Origin of the sequence: Parageobacillus galactosidasius, assembly GCF_002217735.1 — a bacterium.
GTDB classification, from domain to species: Bacteria; Bacillota; Bacilli; order Bacillales; family Anoxybacillaceae; genus Parageobacillus_B; species Parageobacillus_B toebii.
In genome coordinates, this window is sequence record NZ_NDYL01000002.1 from 1 (window position 1) to 17,172 (window position 17,172).

At 38.4% G+C, this 17,172-nt stretch carries 12 protein-coding genes; 6 read left to right on the top strand and 6 right to left on the bottom strand.

Going from position 1 to position 17,172, the window contains the following annotated elements:
* Positions 1-152: 152 nt before the first annotated feature.
* Positions 153-1,283 (bottom strand): CdaR family transcriptional regulator, encoded by a 1,131-nt coding sequence (locus B9L23_RS09345; RefSeq protein ID WP_089097501.1) that lies wholly within the window; start codon positions 1,281-1,283, stop codon positions 153-155.
* A 134-nt stretch (positions 1,284-1,417) separates the two neighbouring features.
* On the opposite strand from B9L23_RS09345, the gene glcD reads away from it, so the two are divergent.
* Together glcD and B9L23_RS09355 are read left to right on the top strand one after the other, a co-directional pair.
* Entirely contained in the window at positions 1,418-2,830 is a 1,413-nt protein-coding gene (gene glcD, locus B9L23_RS09350) for a glycolate oxidase subunit GlcD (RefSeq protein WP_089097502.1), read from the top strand.
* Positions 2,830-4,146 (top strand): (Fe-S)-binding protein, encoded by a 1,317-nt coding sequence (locus tag B9L23_RS09355; RefSeq protein WP_089098297.1) that lies wholly within the window; start codon positions 2,830-2,832, stop codon positions 4,144-4,146. The genes glcD and B9L23_RS09355 overlap by 1 nt, the downstream gene beginning before the upstream one ends.
* A gap of 584 nt (positions 4,147-4,730) precedes the next feature.
* On the opposite strand, the gene B9L23_RS09360 is transcribed toward B9L23_RS09355, so the two are convergent.
* Complete coding sequence (locus B9L23_RS09360; protein ID WP_081189684.1) at positions 4,731-5,060, bottom strand: thioredoxin family protein; 330 nt, start codon at positions 5,058-5,060, stop codon at positions 4,731-4,733.
* 424 nt (positions 5,061-5,484) lie between these two features.
* Positions 5,485-5,817 (bottom strand): YmaF family protein, encoded by a 333-nt coding sequence (locus B9L23_RS09365; protein ID WP_089097504.1) that lies wholly within the window; start codon positions 5,815-5,817, stop codon positions 5,485-5,487.
* Positions 5,818-6,136: 319 nt separating this feature from the next.
* Here B9L23_RS09365 and B9L23_RS09370 point away from each other — a divergent pair, with 319 nt between their 5' ends.
* From B9L23_RS09370 to B9L23_RS09385, 4 genes are all read left to right on the top strand, one after another.
* Positions 6,137-8,086 (top strand): sigma-54-dependent Fis family transcriptional regulator, encoded by a 1,950-nt coding sequence (locus B9L23_RS09370; protein ID WP_425439781.1) that lies wholly within the window; start codon positions 6,137-6,139, stop codon positions 8,084-8,086.
* A 239-nt stretch (positions 8,087-8,325) separates the two neighbouring features.
* Entirely contained in the window at positions 8,326-9,333 is a 1,008-nt protein-coding gene (locus B9L23_RS09375) for a thiamine pyrophosphate-dependent dehydrogenase E1 component subunit alpha (protein ID WP_081189685.1), read from the top strand.
* A 25-nt stretch (positions 9,334-9,358) separates the two neighbouring features.
* Positions 9,359-10,378, top strand: coding sequence for an alpha-ketoacid dehydrogenase subunit beta (locus B9L23_RS09380; protein ID WP_081189682.1), 1,020 nt, complete (start codon positions 9,359-9,361; stop codon positions 10,376-10,378).
* A gap of 28 nt (positions 10,379-10,406) precedes the next feature.
* Positions 10,407-11,741 (top strand): dihydrolipoamide acetyltransferase family protein, encoded by a 1,335-nt coding sequence (locus tag B9L23_RS09385; RefSeq protein ID WP_089097506.1) that lies wholly within the window; start codon positions 10,407-10,409, stop codon positions 11,739-11,741.
* A 179-nt stretch (positions 11,742-11,920) separates the two neighbouring features.
* Here B9L23_RS09385 and B9L23_RS09390 read toward each other — a convergent pair whose 3' ends face one another.
* From B9L23_RS09390 to B9L23_RS09405, 3 genes are all read right to left on the bottom strand, one after another.
* Positions 11,921-12,292 carry a DUF3888 domain-containing protein gene (locus B9L23_RS09390; protein WP_089097507.1) on the bottom strand — a complete coding sequence of 124 codons (372 nt, stop codon included), beginning with the start codon at positions 12,290-12,292 and terminating at the stop codon, positions 11,921-11,923.
* 855 nt (positions 12,293-13,147) lie between these two features.
* On the bottom strand, positions 13,148-15,193 hold the full coding sequence (locus B9L23_RS09400) for a molybdopterin oxidoreductase family protein (protein ID WP_089097509.1): 2,046 nt from the start codon (positions 15,191-15,193) through the stop codon (positions 13,148-13,150).
* Between the two features lie 269 nt (positions 15,194-15,462).
* Positions 15,463-16,848 carry an amino acid permease gene (locus tag B9L23_RS09405; protein ID WP_089097510.1) on the bottom strand — a complete coding sequence of 462 codons (1,386 nt, stop codon included), beginning with the start codon at positions 16,846-16,848 and terminating at the stop codon, positions 15,463-15,465.
* Positions 16,849-17,172 lie beyond the last annotated feature (324 nt).

Here is a 17,172-nt window from a genome sequence, read left to right on the forward strand (position 1 = left end):
AAGAGCGTGCAAACGTTCCGAAAGAATGTGCAAAATCCGGAACAATCCGCAAAAATTTTGCACATTATTTCCGAATCCGCCTGAAATAATTTGAAAAAGGGATTCTGAAATAATGTGCTAATTTACACTTGATATTACACAATTATGCGGACTTAATTATTCAAAGAATTCAATAACATTAATGATATATAAAATATTACAATTCCTTCTGTTGTTTTAGGGTTAATTCCTGTTAGCTCTTTGATTTTATTTAAACGGTAGTGCAGTGTATTAATATGGATATTCATTTCCTCTGCAGTTCTTTTGATCGATTGATTATTGTTAATATAGTGTTGTAAAGTTTCGACTAGAATTTGGTCTTTTTCAATCGTATGAATCGTTCGTTTAAAAAAATCCTTTTGTATCTCTGTTGGAATATCTTCCAAGATGATTTCTAATATGAGATCCTCATAAAATACAATGCCTTTATTTTTTCGAGCTACCTTTAATGCTTTTTGTGCTTCTTTAAAAGATTTATTGATCATGTGTTTGCAAACTGTTTTTCCTACACCAATAGCTAAAGCGCTTTTGTATCTGCTTTCGAATCTTTTTTTAAAATCATTTAACTGACTGTAAAAATAATTTTGTTTATAAGAAGCATCCATCTTTTTTAATGTTAAAAAGCGCTCTTGCCCCCATCGGACAATAAAATGTTTTTCTTTCCCGAAAATAGCATAAAACAACTCTATGATTTCTTTTTGAATTCGATGAATGTCGTAATCATTTAATGTTTGTATCTCTAATTCCATGAGTGTACAAATATGAGCGTCATACACAGGAATTCCTAACATAAACCCGCGCTCTAAAAAATCTTTATCTACAGATGAAGCGTTGATCCATTCATAAAGATACGATTCTATTCCTCTTATTTCCCATTCGTTTCTTTCGGTATAATACGCTTCTTGTATAATGAGTTCTGTCATTCTTCTAATTAAGTCTGCATAAGGCTCCACTTGTTTCGGTTCGCCAGTTATTCCTATAACCCCTATTACTTTCTTGTTAAACATAATGGGCATATTGATTCCTGCTTTGACACCTTTAAGCACTCGTGCTTTGACTTGATCAATGTAAAGCTTTTGTTTGGACTTAATAACAATCATAGCTCCTTCATGAAAAGAACCAATTCTACTTTCGTCAGTAGAGGATATAATGGTCCCATTAATATCAACTAATATGATATCCTCTTTGACTACTTCCTGAACCTCTGAAATAATTTTAGAAGCTAGCTTTGGGGACAAATGCATTTCGTATCACCACCTTTTTGGTCTAAAAAACAATAAAAAAGGTATTTTTTGTATTTTAATTATATCATCATACATAGATAATATGACCTTCATTCTTTATAATAAAACGAAAATGATAAAAGTGAGGGGTTTTAATGATTACTCCTGATGTGAAGAATCGATTAATAAATATTGTGGGGGGAGAAAATTTTGAAGATTCTGAAGTAGAAAGGTTAGTATATTCATATGATGCTACTCCTAATTTTCAATCGATTCCGGACGCGGTAATTTCACCTAGAAATACAGAAGAAGTATCTAAAATACTTCAATTGTGTAATGAATATAAAATACCAATTGTTCCGCGAGGCTCGGGTACTAACTTAAGCGCTGGTACTTGTCCTGTTGAAGGGGGAATTGTTCTTCTATTTAAACATATGAACAAAATTTTAGAGATCGATGAGGAAAACTTAACCGTCACTTGTCAACCAGGAGTCATCACACTTGATTTAATCAAAGCGGTGGAACAAAAAGGCTTGTTTTACCCTCCAGACCCAAGCTCAATGAAAATATCAACAATTGGAGGTAATATAAGCGAAAATTCTGGTGGGTTAAGAGGACTTAAATATGGAGTAACTCGTGATTATGTATTGGCTTTAGAGGTAGTTCTTCCTAATGGAGAAATTGTTCGAACAGGAGGAAAACTAGCTAAAGATGTAGCAGGGTATGATTTAACGCGATTATTTGTAGGTTCTGAAGGCACTTTAGGAGTGATTACAGAAGCAACATTGAAGCTTATCCCACTACCTGAGTCAAAAAAGACAATGCTCGCTTTATTTCAAAATTTAGAAGCTGCTGCGCGTTCCGTATCGAAAATTATTGCGAATAAAGTAATCCCGGCAACCTTAGAGTTTTTAGATCAGCCTACGTTAAAAGTAGTGGAGGAATATTCACAAATCGGTCTCCCAACAGATGTGCAAGCTGTATTACTTATTGAACAAGATGGAACCCCTGAAAATGTGAATAAAGATATGAAGATCATAGAAGAAATATGCAGAAGTGAAAATGCTGTATCTGTACAAATTGCCCAGTCTGAAGAAGAAGCCGAAGCTTTACGAACAGCGAGACGTACCGCTTTGTCCGCTTTAGCCAGACTGGCACCAACAACCATTTTAGAAGATGCTACTGTTCCAAGATCAGAAATTGCAAAAATGGTCAAAGCCATTAATGAAATAGCCAAAAAATATAATGTAAAAATATGCACGTTTGGTCATGCGGGAGACGGAAACCTTCATCCTACATGTACGACAGATATTCGTAATAAAGATGAGATGGAACGAGTGGAAAAAGCTTTTGCTGAAATATTTGAAAAGGCCATTGAACTTGGAGGAACAATTACTGGAGAACATGGAGTAGGAGCCATGAAAGCGCCTTATTTAGAATGGAAATTAGGAAAATCTGGAATCAGTGTGATGAAATCGATAAAAGATGCATTAGATCCCAACAATATTATGAATCCTGGGAAATTATTCGCAAAAGATACACGAAAACGTGTGGTGATATCAAAATGATGACGGAATCAGAAAAACAAAATATTCAAAAAGCATTCAAGGAACGTATGGACGAAGATGAGCTATTAAATTGTATGAAATGCGGTTTTTGTTTACCATCTTGTCCAACATACATTGTATCTGGGTATAAAGAAAGCCAATCACCAAGAGGAAGAATTTCTTTAATGAAGGCAGTATATGATGGGGTCATTCAACCAGATGATGAATTTGAGAAGTCTTTAAACTTATGTTTAGGATGTCGTGCGTGTGAGATAGTATGTCCATCAGGTGTGAATTATGGACATTTATTAGAAGAAGCAAGAGACATAATAAACCAAAATAAAAAACATTCTTTACCTGTGCGAGCAGTTCGAAATGCGGTTTTTAAACAACTATTTCTTAAGAAAAGTAATTTAATAAACATAACTAGCTTAGTTGGATTTTATCAAAGATCTGGACTTCAAAAAGTGGCACGTAAAATAGGATTCATGAAACTATTTCATGATCATCTCAGGGAGATGGAAAAAATATTGCCTGATGTTCCTAAGAGAAAAACATTGAAACAGCGATCTGAATATATACCGCCGAAAGTGACGAAAAAAGCAACTGTTGCTTTCTTTTCCGGATGTTTAATGGATACGTTGTTTCTCGAAACTAATAACGCCACGATTCAATTATTACAAAAAGCTGGGTGTGAAATAGTTATTCCCAAAACACAAGCATGTTGCGGTGCTTTACATGGTCATAGTGGAGAAAAAGAACTAGCGAAAGAACTAGCGAAACAAAATATTGAAGCATTTGAAAAAAGCAATGTCGAATTTATTATTACAAACGCAGGTGGATGCGGTGCTTTCTTGATTGAATATGACCATTTATTAAAAGATGATCCACAATGGTCAGAGCGTGCTAAAAAATTTGTTGCAAAAATAAAAGACATTACTGCAATTTTATTTGAGCTTAATTTTCACAAAAAATATCGTCTTTCTCTCCCTGATCAAATCGTAACATATCAAGATTCTTGTCATTTAAGAAACGTCATGAAAACTTCGAAAGCTCCCAGAGAATTACTTCGTTCAATTAAAGGAGTAACATTCATAGAAATGGAAAATGCTGATAGTTGTTGCGGATCTGCAGGTATATATAACATTGTCGAACCGAAAACATCCATGAAAATTTTAGATCATAAAATGGAAAAAATGAAGGAAACAAAAGCAACGACAGTAGTAACAGCAAATCCAGGGTGTTTAATGCAAATGAAGCTTGGAATTGAAAGAGAAGGACTAAAAGATGTAAAAGCTGTTCATATTGTTGATCTATTGTTAGAAGCAACGAAATAACAAACAATAAGTAATATGTTTTATATAATTTGAAATTTGAAGTTTTGTTGTTGAAATTGTTCCAATTTTTAATACCAAGCCGTAGTCTTTGGTCCGGGAGGATTATGTGAAATGGTGAAGTCATTTCAGGTGTTTTTCTTAATTGAAAACTTCCTTTATTAGAGTTTCAAATTAAACATCAAAAAAGAAAAGCAACGAAATGTTTCGAGCGTGTATTCCGTTATTTCAAGCACCGCCAAGATATCATTACAGTTGGCAGAACATAAAGCTTTAACGATGAATGAAATGGCCAAGCGTTTCCGTTTATTCCAGACCTCATTCTAATTATTGGAAGATTTTGCTTGAGGAGCTAGTTAGTAAAGATCAAGCGTTACTATTTGTTTTCGTTTGATTATGCAGTCCAACTGCTTAAGCAGCCCCATTCTCTTCGTAGAACGAGAATACCTTTTATGACTTCAAGCCGATCGATGATTCGATCGGCTTATCATATATCGAAGACTCAACGCATGCATACATTCGTTAGCGTTTCCGCTTGTAAGATGATCGAACCACAGCTAAAATGGTGGCTTCACCACGTAAACAAGTCATGATTGCTCCGCTAAAAAATAAATCTTTTTCACTTTCTCTTTAAACTGTTCAACATGAACAAATCTTGCCTCTCGTAAAACTTCTTTTCCATCGACATATAAAATCAAAACAGGTGCGGTAAATATGGAAAGGTGTCCTGCTATGTTTGGGACATCATCGGCGTTGACAAAGGCCATATGAATTTTTGGAAATTCCGCCATGACTTTTTTCACTTTTGGCAGCAACGCATGACAAACACCGCAATTTGTTTTCGAGATGTATAAAAATGCTAAATGATGGTTGCTTACGAACTGCTCGATTTCTTCTATGGAAAATAGTTCATTCATTGCATTCAAAGTTCATTTCGTCTCCTTCCATGCTGATTTCCAACAACATTATACTACAGTAAGCTGCCAGAATTCTTGTTTCTGGTACTGCAGTCATCTGCCCTGACATTGTTGAAAAGGAGGAGCGCGGCTGTTTAGTTTTCGCTATTCGATTGAACATGCATTCAGCCAGTGAAAGAGCATGGGTTAGAGTAGCCTCGTAGATATGGATTTCACCGCTATTACTACACGCACCATTATGCGTAAATTTTGAGTTTTTGCTTTGCAACACTTTGATTATAGAAGAATTGTAGAATCAGAGATACAGGTGCTCACTGGCGATGCCATATATCCATTATTTTCGGTCAACTACTGATACGCGGTGCAGGTAACATTAGTTTTATGCACCGCTTGTTCTTCCTCTGTATCGATGCGAGTGAGGAATTTATCCGCTGATTGCTGTAACGCCGGAGAATTCGTGATAATGTCCCCCGCCTGGAAGTGGAATAGCCGGTCCGGTAACGCCTCTTATCTCATGCCTATGCCCATCATCGAAGGATGTAAATGTAAAATAACGGTGTGTATGTGGAACACCGATTGGCGCGGGTTCTGTCACGCCAACATATTGATGTCTATGGCCCGCGTCGTAAGAAGTAACCCCGGAGAATTGGTGGACATGCACAGGCCTGCCATCCCAAGTAGTAATATACAGGTTATGGGAGTGATGTGTGTCCGAATCATCGGAATGAACTAAATATCCGCTAACAGGTATCTCCATCGTTTTTCCCCTTCATTCATTTTCCGTATATCATATGATGATGGTCGTCTAGATGTTATGGGGGAGTATTGTCTGCCAAACAAAAGAAGAAAGCATAGAAAATGAATTTAAATCTATCAAAACTGATTGTCCAACTCAATCCGTTTTTTTTTTTTTTTTTGGCATTATACCAATTTTCAATGCTACAATATAGAAAAACAGCCGGAATGAGCCAGTCTGAACGATTCAAACACCGAAAACATCCTAAGTCTAATAGTTACTTCATTCTGATGCTGAAAAATAGCAAACTAGTTCACGGATAAACCACCAACCCCTTGATATGCGGCGGAGGTGTTTTGGCGTGAATAGTCGGCGGGAGGATGTCAAAGAAATGTGGAAGCGCTTTATTTTTGAAAATGAACTAGATGAAAAGCTTTCCCCCATTGTCAAAGACTCATGGATTCGATCAAAAAAATGGAAGGTAGATCCTTTTCAGCCATATGGCCATATAAAAAAAATCGAAATAGAACGGTATAGAAATCTTATTGATTGGTCCATGCCATTAATGGAAGGACTCTATTCCATCGTAAAGGGATCTGGATTTTTAGTCATCCTTTGCAACGAAGAAGGACAGCTATTAAAATCAATTGGTGATCCCGATACACTAGAAATGGCTGCTAAAATCGGCTTTGTCGAGGGAGCGGATTGGAGCGAACAAACCATGGGCACCAATGCAATTGGAACATCTATTGTTATCGATCAGCCTGTACAAATATTTGCTGAGGAACATTATTCGCAAATATGTCAATCATGGACTTGTTCCGCAGCCCCGATTCATGATTCCAAAGGCAACATTATCGGAGTATTAAATGTCTCCGGCCCATATGAAAAGGTGCATCCTCATACGTTGGGCATGGTGGTTTCAGCAGTCAAAGCCATTGAGTATCAATTGAAATTAAATGAAAATACGGAAAAAAATATCATGATGCAAAGGTTTCTTGAAGCGACAACCAATAATATGAAAGAGGGTATCTTAATTATTGATACAGAAGGAAAAATTATAAAAGCCAATGATCAGCTGAAGAAACTTCTTTGCCTCGATCAATCGCATCTAGAAGGGAAAAGGGTCAACGAAATTTTTACAAATAAATCTATTGTTTCGAATAAGCCTGTCTATCTGCAAAACAAGGAACTCCATTTAAAAGTGAAGCCATCAGGAAATATCCATCATGTAATGATCGATAAAATCCCCATTTATAAAGACAAACGTTGGATTGGTTCGATGATCATGCTGAAAGAAATCGAAAAAGTGCGCCAATTTGTCAATTGTTTATCCGGAAATCAGGCAAAAATAACGTTTGATGATATTATCGGACAGCATCCGCATTTCATTCAAAAACTAAATGAAGCCAAACTTGCCGCAGCAACCGATTCCAACGTTTTAATATTAGGGGAAAGCGGAACGGGAAAAGAAATGTTCGCACAAGCCATCCATAACGCGAGCAAGAGAAAAAACAAACCGTTTATTGCCATCAATTGCGGCGGAATTCCTCGCGATCTTCTCGGCAGTGAACTGTTTGGTTATGTGGAAGGGGCTTTTACGGGAGCCAAAAAAGGAGGAAGCGCTGGAAAATTTGAACTTGCTGACGGCGGCACGCTCTTTTTAGATGAAATTGGCGAAATGTCTTTGGAAATGCAGGTCCTTCTTTTACGGGTCATCCAGGAAAAAGAAGTGATGCGGATCGGCGGCCATAAAGTGATACCAGTGGATGTCCGAATTATTGCAGCCACGAATAAAAATCTCCGCGAGGAAGTCCAAAAGGGAAGTTTCAGGGAAGATTTGTTCTTTCGTCTCAATGTCATGCCGATCACTCTGCCTCCTTTGCGGGAAAGAAAAGAAGATATACCGCTTCTTGTCCATCACTTTGTCGGTAAACTTTGCAAAAAATTAAACAAGCCGTTTCCAGAAATCAGACCAGACTTTTTAGAAGCTCTCATTCAGTACGACTGGCCAGGGAATATTCGGGAATTGCAAAATATACTAGAAAGAACGTTAAACCGAAATACAAAACCAATTTTATCTGCAAAAGATTTACCGGAAGAAGTGTTTCAAATGTTTCCAGGGCAAAAAAGGGAGGAGATGTCGTTACATAGAGATGAGATCAAAAAACAATCTATTATCCAGGCATTACGTTTATGTAACGGGAATATCACGAAAGCAGCCAAACATTTAGGGATTTCCAGAAGCACTTTTTATCGGCAAATGAAAAAATTTAATATTTCCTATTAAGTAAATAATTGTTTCATTTTGTATCAAATTGTATCAGTATGTCGCAACAAAGTGTTCCAAAATGGGACACTTTATTTTTTTACTAAAAAACTATTAGCAGAATCTACATCTCATAGAAAACTTCTAGATTTTTTTGATAGAACGATGAAACTGATCAATTTTATAGATTTTCTTCCTCTCATCCGCCTATGTTGGCACGTTTTTTGCATCTTAATATAGATGAAAACGTTTTATTTTTAATGAAGGAGGAGAGCAAGTTGACGACGATTTCTTTGGATCATCTTACTTGGATGTACGAAACAATGTACAAAATTCGTTATTACGAGGATAAAATGGCAGAAGCTTATGCCGAAGGAAAGAACCCTGTCTTTAATATCGGTGCAGGGCCTGTACCGGGCGAAATGCATCTGGCAACGGGACAAGAACCGGCTGCTGTCGGTATATGTGTTCATCTAAAGAAAGAAGATACGGTAACGTCTCCGCACCGTCCGCACCATCACGCGATCGCCAAAGGAGTAGATTTAAATAGAATGACCGCTGAAATCTTTGGCAAAGTGACCGGACTCGGAAAAGGCAAAGGCGGCCATATGCACTTATTTGATCCGGATGTCAAATTTTCCTGCGGGGGAATTGTCGGAGCGGGCATTCCGCATGCACTTGGGGCAGCGCTTGCCGCAAAGAAAAAAGGAACGGATTGGGTAGCGGTTGCTTTTATTGGGGAAGGAGCGGCCAATCAAGGGGCTTTCCATGAATCTTTAAATATGGCGGCACTATGGAATTTGCCTCTTATTGTCGTGATTGAAAACAATCAATACGGAATTTCGGTCCCTAAATCCGCATCTACATCGGTTCCATCCAATGATATAAGAGCTGTCGCTTATGGAATTAAAGGATATTATGTGAAAGATAATGATCCGTTCGAAATGTACCATGTTTCAAAAGAAGCAGTGGAACGAGCGAGAAAGGGAGAAGGGCCGTCGATTATTGAAATTGAAACTTACCGTTATTTAGGGCATTTCCAAGGAGATCCGGAAGTTTACAGAGATAAAAATGAAGTTACTTTACTAAGAGAAAAAGACCCAATTGTTCGCATGCGCCAAATTTTAATCAAAGAATACGGAATAGAAGAACAACAGCTGATCGAATTGGAAAATAAGGCGAAGCAAGAAGTCGAAGCTGCTTATCAATTCGCGCGCGAAAGCGATTATCCTGAACCGGAAGATGCTTTAAAAGATCTGTTTGTCTAAATCACTATAGAAAGGGGTCATCAAAATGCAAAAAACAAAGCAACGCTTATTAACAGGAAATAAAGCGATTGCAGAAGCGATTAGATTAGAAATGGAAAGAGATCCAAACGTATTTGTTATGGGAGAGGATGTCGGTGTATATGGAGGCATATTCGGGGCAACAGAAGGATTGTTTCAACAGTTCGGTCCTGAAAGGGTGATCGATACACCGATTTCTGAAACGGCATTTATCGGTGCTGCCATTGGAGCCGCTGCAGAAGGAATGCGGCCGATTGTTGAATTAATGTTTGTTGATTTCTTCGGCGTCTGTATGGACCAAATTTATAACCATATGGCAAAAATCCCGTACATGTCAGGAGGCCGGGTTAAGCTGCCAATGGTGTTGATGACAGCCGTTGGTGGAGGATACAGCGACGCTGCCCAGCATTCGCAAACATTATATGCCACTTTTGCGCACCTTCCGGGAATGAAAGTGGTAGCGCCATCCACTCCGTATGATTTAAAAGGAATGATGATTTCCGCCATCCGGGATGATAATCCAGTTGTCTTTATGTTCCATAAGACATTGCAAGGACTAGGATGGATGGATCAATTGGATGCATCCGTCGGCCATGTTCCGGAAGAAGCGTACACCGTGCCAATCGGCAAGGCAAAAGTAGTAAGAGAAGGGACAGACATTACGATTGTAGGCATCCAAATGACAACCCATCACGCTTTAGAAGCTGCGAAAAAGCTAGAACAACATGGCATTCAGGCGGAAGTCATTGATTTGCGCTCTCTCGTTCCTTTAGACCGTGAAACGATCCTTCAGTCGATTAAAAAGACGCATCGTTTGCTGGTAGTTGATGAAGATTACTTATCATACGGCATGACGGCAGAAATTGCCGCAATCGCTGCCGAAGAAGGTTTATATGATTTGGATGCACCGGTCAGAAGATTGGCCGTTCCAGACGTGCCAATTCCATACAGTCGTCCGCTTGAACAATTTGTCTTGCCAAATGCAGACAAAATTTTTAACGAAGCAATGAAACTAGTAAATGAATAAAATCGATTTTCCAATACAGGAGGTAGCCATGTTAATCGAAGTAAAATTACCTCGACTATCCGATACTCATGATGAAAGTTTGATCACCTTCTGGCACGTTTTAGAAGGTGATTCCGTAGAAAAAAACGATACGCTCGTTGAAGTTCAGACAGAAAAAGCTGTTTCGGAAATTGAAGCTCCGGAGTCAGGCGTTGTAAAAGAAATCCGGAAAAAAAGAGGCGAGACTGCGGCCGTTGGGGAAGTATTGGCCGTCATTGAAACAGCATCTTCCACAGAGGAACAACCAAAAGTGGCGCAAGAGGTTCCGGTGGAGAGAAAAGCTACTCCGCGTGTAAAAAAATTAGCCAAAGAACTTGGGGTCGATTGGCGCCTTGTCACTCCAACAGGACCTAACGGCAAAGTCACGGAAGAAGACATCCGAAACGCGGCAAAGCAAAGCGAAGATGAAAAACAACCAAACCGGTTTGTAAAAGCGGCACCATCTGTACGCAAATTTGCGAGAGAACACAATGTGAACCTTGATGAAGTGACACCAACTGGACCAAATGGAAGAATACTAAAAAGCGATGTCGAGGCTGTCATTGCCAAACGAAAATTAAAACAAACAGAAGCGGAGAAAGAAGCGGCAGCTGGCAAGGAAACAACGCAAAAAGAGACGATCACGCAAAGTCAACGAAGAATCCCGCTTACTGGCATTCGAAAAGTGATTGCAAACGCCATGGTTCATTCAAAATCGGTGATTCCGCATGTGACTCATTTTGATGAGGCCAATGTAACCAAACTTGTGGCTCATCGCCAAAGAGTAAAACCATTTGCAGATGAAGAGGGAATTAAACTTACCTATTTAGCATACGTGGTCAAAGCGTTAACAGCTGTATTAAAAAAATACCCGATGTTAAATGCTTCATTGGACGATGAACGAGAAGAAATTATCTTAAAAGATGAATATCATATCGGCTTTGCCGCCGACACCGACCGCGGCCTTGTCGTTCCGGTGATTAAACACGCAGATCAAAAGCCATTGTTCCAAATCGCCAAAGAAATTCAAGAGCTAGCGAAAAAAGCAAGAGACGGTTCCATCAAAGCGGATGAAATGACAGGATCCACATGTACGATATCGAACATCGGATCAGCGGATGGTTCCTGGTTCACGCCGATTATTAATCATCCAGAATCATGTATTTTAGGCATCGGCAGAGTGGAGAAAAAACCTGTCGTCATCAATGATTCCATTGAAATCGCCTCGATGATGGCTTTATCACTCAGCTACGACCATCGGTTAATCGATGGCGTTTTAGCGCAAAAAGCTTTAAACGAACTGAAAAAATATTTAAGCGAACCAGATTTGTTATTTGTAATATAAAAATCTTGGCAAACAGAATGGTTTCAAGCAAAAATAGGCCCTGGCTTTTTTTATCAAGACCTAAATTAAAGAAATATAAGTAAATAAAAGGACATTACATATTGTATATGACTAATATGTAATGTCCTTTCTTATTCAACTAAAGCACCCCGTTAGCTTAAACAAAACGATTTCAAAAATCATCCTTCAACCTTAGTTACAGTAACCCTATCTAACTTTACATCAAAAGTTAGAATGACTGGACCTTCTGGTGGATTATGAGGACCTGTATAAGTATCATATTTAACCTTTATTGTAAAGTCATATTGAGAATATCCTTCAGTTTTCCGATTCACTTCTAATATTTCTGCATTCCATAACCCATAACTGCGAGATGGGTACTCGTTGTTTATTGCTTTCCTCGCATATGGGTCCAATAAAACTAACAAAGCATCATAAAAATCAGTATGTTTTTCCTCGCCAGTAATATTAGTCTTTGCTACAACTTGGTAGGACAATGATAAATTCCAGAATAATAAACATATAACAAGTGAAATTAGAATCCGTTTCATATAAAAAGCTACCTCCCTCTATAAATGTTGATATATCAACGGTTGTAGCCGTCTCAGGGGTGTCAAAAAAATATTTTTCGACAAAGTTTCTAACATTATTTCTTAAATATGTGTATATCTTACATTGATGGGGTACGCTTCGCGGCCACTACTGGTTAAATTTGGTTGTAGTGGGGGAAGCGTATGGGATGCACCGTGGATCTCTGCATCGCTGATGATGACGAACCCTCCCATGTCTCTTGGCATCCTTGTGCCTACATTCCTTCGTTCGGTCTAGTCATCAGGCAGAGGCCGGCTAAGCTCCTTTAGGGACTCAAGGTCGAATGGATGATATCGCGCCAGCTTCTCCGTGTCATCCTTGTTGTCTAGAGAATCGAGACTATAGGCATCAAGCAGCCGTTTCGAGGCCAAAGATGTCCTGCATCATTCGCTTCGCATCGAACGCTTGGTGCTTCGTACATACAGCGTGCAATACCTTCAATAATTTTCCGCTTTAAATTAATCAACAGTATTGATTAACGGAGCCTATGATAAAATGAATGGCAAACATACCAACAGAAAATTCACCAATGTTGTTTATTTGGACTACCCAACAATCGAGGAAGCACACAAAGTAATGAAAGATGAAATGATTGTGATCTACCGTGACTTGTTTCGGAATTCCGGAATTTGGCAATATCCTGGGCTACAAAGATAAACGAAAATCACGAATATTATATTCACATCATTCATCTTAAAGGAAGTTTCCATAAACAGACCCCCTTGGCACCCAAGGGGGTTCAACTAAGCCACTGAAGAAGGATGGTTATTATACTGTCTACTTGACAGGGATATGTTCAAATTTTTCTTTTTTCTTCAATCCAAAACTTTCTCCACATTCACCCTCCCTGAAAAGAAAGTCGCTCCATTGCCCATATCGGCAACTCGGTCAGGAGTAAGAGAATTTACCAGATGTTTCGTACCTGGGGAATCGGCCCAGAGTCCTTGAGTGACAACGACACCTGGAAGCACGTTTTCTCCAACAGAAACTTTCAATATACATTCTCCTCGATTGTTCCACACTCGGACTTGATCCCCATCCTTGATCCCCTTCGATAAAGCATCTTTGATATTCATATGCAAACGTGGTTCTTTTTCAAAAGAAATGTGTTTTTCATTATTAGAAAAGGTTGTGTTTAAAAAATTATGGTTAGGACCAGGCACAAACAAAAATGGAAAGTCTCCATCGTTAACAAGTGGCGTATAGGTTGGCAAAGGAGGGTAGCCATCTTGTTCCATCTTCCTTGAATAAAGCTCAATTTTTCCGCTAGGTGTTGGCAATTTTCCTGGCAACAATGGTTTTACATTTGCTTTTACATACTGCTTTTTAATCAATGTTTCATAATCGATTCCTTCAAGGTAAGGATTGTTTGGGTTATCTAGGGCTTGCGAAATCATTTCAGCTTCTGTCTCATATAAACATGGATCCTTGAATCCCATTTTTTTCGCAAGCAATTGGAACACTTCGACATTCGATTTGGACTCTCCATATCGTTCAATAACTGGCTGCTGAATTTGAACATAATGGTGCCAGTATGATGTATAAAGATCCGTATTTTCGAATGAAGATGTTGCAGGAAGTACAATATCTGCGTATTTTGCTGTTTCTGTCAAAAATAAGTCATGCACAACGACAAAGAGATCTTCCCTTGCCAGACCTTTTCTTACTTTATTGCTATTCGGTGCAACAACCGCAGGGTTTGTCCCGTACACAAATAATGATTTTATCGGTGGGTCTAATTCCAATAATGCTTGACCGAGCAGATTCATGTTTATGATTCGTGTATGTTTATTTTGCAACAAATCCGGGCGTTGCAAGCTCCTTGTATTAAGGGCCAAATAACCACTATTTGATTTGATGGCACCGCCGCCTTTTACAAGCCATTGTCCTGTCAGGGCAGGAAGACAAGCAATGGTACGAATACACATGCCCCCATTGTCATGATGCTGAAGACCATTGCCGATTCGAATAAAGGAAGGTGTGATTTGGCCATACATTCTGGCTAGTTTATAAATATCTTCAACGGGAACACCTGTTATTCCAGAAACAGTGATGGGATCGTACTGGACAACATGCTCACGCAACTCTTCATGTCCGACTGTATACTTCTTCAAGAAATCGTTGTCTACCATGTTTTCGGCAAATAAAATATGCATCATGCCCAGTGCAAGAGCAGCATCGGTACCCGGCAATATTGGAATGAACCAATCTGCGAATTGGCCGGTTTGATTTTTATGTACATCAATGACAATAATCTTTGCTCCATTCTTTCTAGCTTTTTGCGCAAGCACAACTTGATGCATGTTTGTGCTTACAGCATTGATTCCCCAGAAGATGATTAATTTTGAATGAATAGTATCTTCAGGGTCTATTCCAAAGCCGCCTCCCATTGTATATTTAAGGCCTTCCGAGCCAGCTGACGAACAAATTGACCGATCTAGCAGGGAGGCGCCCAACCGATGAAAAAACCGCCGGTCCATTCCTTCAGCGCTGAGCATTCCCATGTTGCCATAAAAGCTATACGGAAGAATGCTTTCAGGCCCATCTGTTTCAATCAGCTCTTTCCATTTGGAAGTAATTGTCTCAATCGCTTCGTCCCAGCTTATCCGTTCAAATTTCCCTTCTCCTTTAGCTCCTGTACGTTTCATTGGATATTTTAAGCGCTTTGGATCGTAGATTCGTTCAGTCATATTCCGTACTTTATTGCATATATTTCCCTTTGTCACAGGATGATTCGGATCTCCCTGTATTTTTACAATTTTTCCATCTTGTTTATGTACCAGTAACCCACATTGATCAGGGCAATCCAGAGGACAAACCGATGGAAATACACCTGTTGGCTGCTTTACAAATGAATGCATATATAGGCTCCTTTCATAATCTGGTTATATCTATCATAATACTATTTTGTTCATTTAAAAACTCTTGTCTCCATAAAGACAAACACCTCCATCAATCGAATGAAGTTATACTTCGATTCAGGAGGTGTTTTTTCCTTGTCCCATTTTACTAAGGCTTACTATTCAATCTGAGTTTTTTAATGCTAATAACAAGATATTGCCATAAATAATAACTAGGAATGGCTGTGTTTTTTAGAAATACAACCCACGAGACCTATAATGTCCAAATTTTAGAGATTTTGCACCAGACTCTTTTTTCCTTTATATTCACAGTTTTTTTCTCTTCCGTTTCTGTTCAAAAAAGAAAATGTGGCAAGCAGTACTAATATGATAAGGCAAACGGTAGAACCGATGATATTATCTTTATTAAATAGAAAAGAGATGAAAATGATCAATAAAGATACGATTGCTAAAATAGTTGTGTATGGGAACCATTTTACTTGAAAGAACGGTTTCTCTTTATAATGGGAGCGGAGCTTTAGTTGTGCCAAGCAAATGCTCATCCATACTAAAAGAACCGTAAAACCAGGTATCGTCATTAGATAGCTGATGACTTGATCTGGAGTCATATAAGCGAAAAATACCCCAATCAATATACATATGGTGACGATAGAAATACCGTTTATCGGTATTCCTTGTTTGGAAATCTTTAATAATCTTTTTGGAGCTTCACCGTTTTGAGCCATGGAATATAACATTCTCGAAGTTGCATAGATCCCCGTGTTTGCTGCTGATAAAACGGCTGTTAAAAGAACAAAATTCATGATATGTGCTGCTCCAGGCAGCCCTGTGATGCTCAATACTTGAACAAATGGACTGTCTTCCCCCGAAACTTTGTTCCATGGCATTAAACCGCATATAATAAGAATAGGAAGAATATAAAAAAGAATGACTCTCCATACGGTTCCCTTGATTACTTTTGGCAATACCTTCTCTGCGTCTTTTGTTTCTGTAACAGTGACACCAATCAATTCTGCCCCGCCATATGAAAAGATGACGACTAAAAAGGCGCTCAACATTCCTTCGATTCCATGTGGAAAGAACCCGCCGTGTTCCGTATAGTTAGACAAAGGATTGTCAATAGCACTTGGAATGATTCCTACTAAAATACAAAAACCTAAAATAATAAAAGCGGTTAATGCGATAATTTTGATTCCTGCGAACCAAAACTCAATCTCCCCATAGTACTTTACATGAAACAAGTTAATTCCGACGATCAAGACGGTACAAAGGAAACTTAAAAGCCATAAAGGTACGGATGGAAACCAATATTTTAGGAAGCTTCCTGCCGCTAAAATTTCGACAATGGTGACAATCGTCCAGTTGATCCAATAAAGCCATCCTACGATAAAGGATATATGAAATCCAAACGCTTTATATACAAGATGTTGAACGTTTAAGTTGGGGTAGACAATGGCCATCTCCGCCAATGCCGCCATCACAATAAATAATAATAGGCCTCCTAATAAGTAAGCAAAAACGACACTTGGCCCCGCTATATTTAACGTATCTGAACTTCCTTTAAAAATACCCGTTCCAATCATGCCTGCTAGAGCAATAAACTGAACATGTCTGGGCAATAAACCTTTCTTTAAATCTTGATGATTTTTTTCCATGTTTGTCCTGCCTTTCTGTCGCGATATTAAACAATGATAGAATTCTAAAACTGAAATAAACATGTTAGAAAGAAAAGGTAAAATAATGACCAAAGATTGTTAAGACAAAGGTTGTTTTTTCATTTTAATATATTCCTTTTCGAAACTTTTTCACTTAAACACTTCTATGCTTCTATGCTTTTATGCTTTTGCGCTTTTGTGCAGTTAAGTATAAAATATATGTTTTTAAAATATAATAATGTCCTTTTGTTTGTCAAGAGTATGTCCCAAACTCATTGTTATACAATTAATCTTATATATTTGTAGAAGGCTTTTTCTATATAT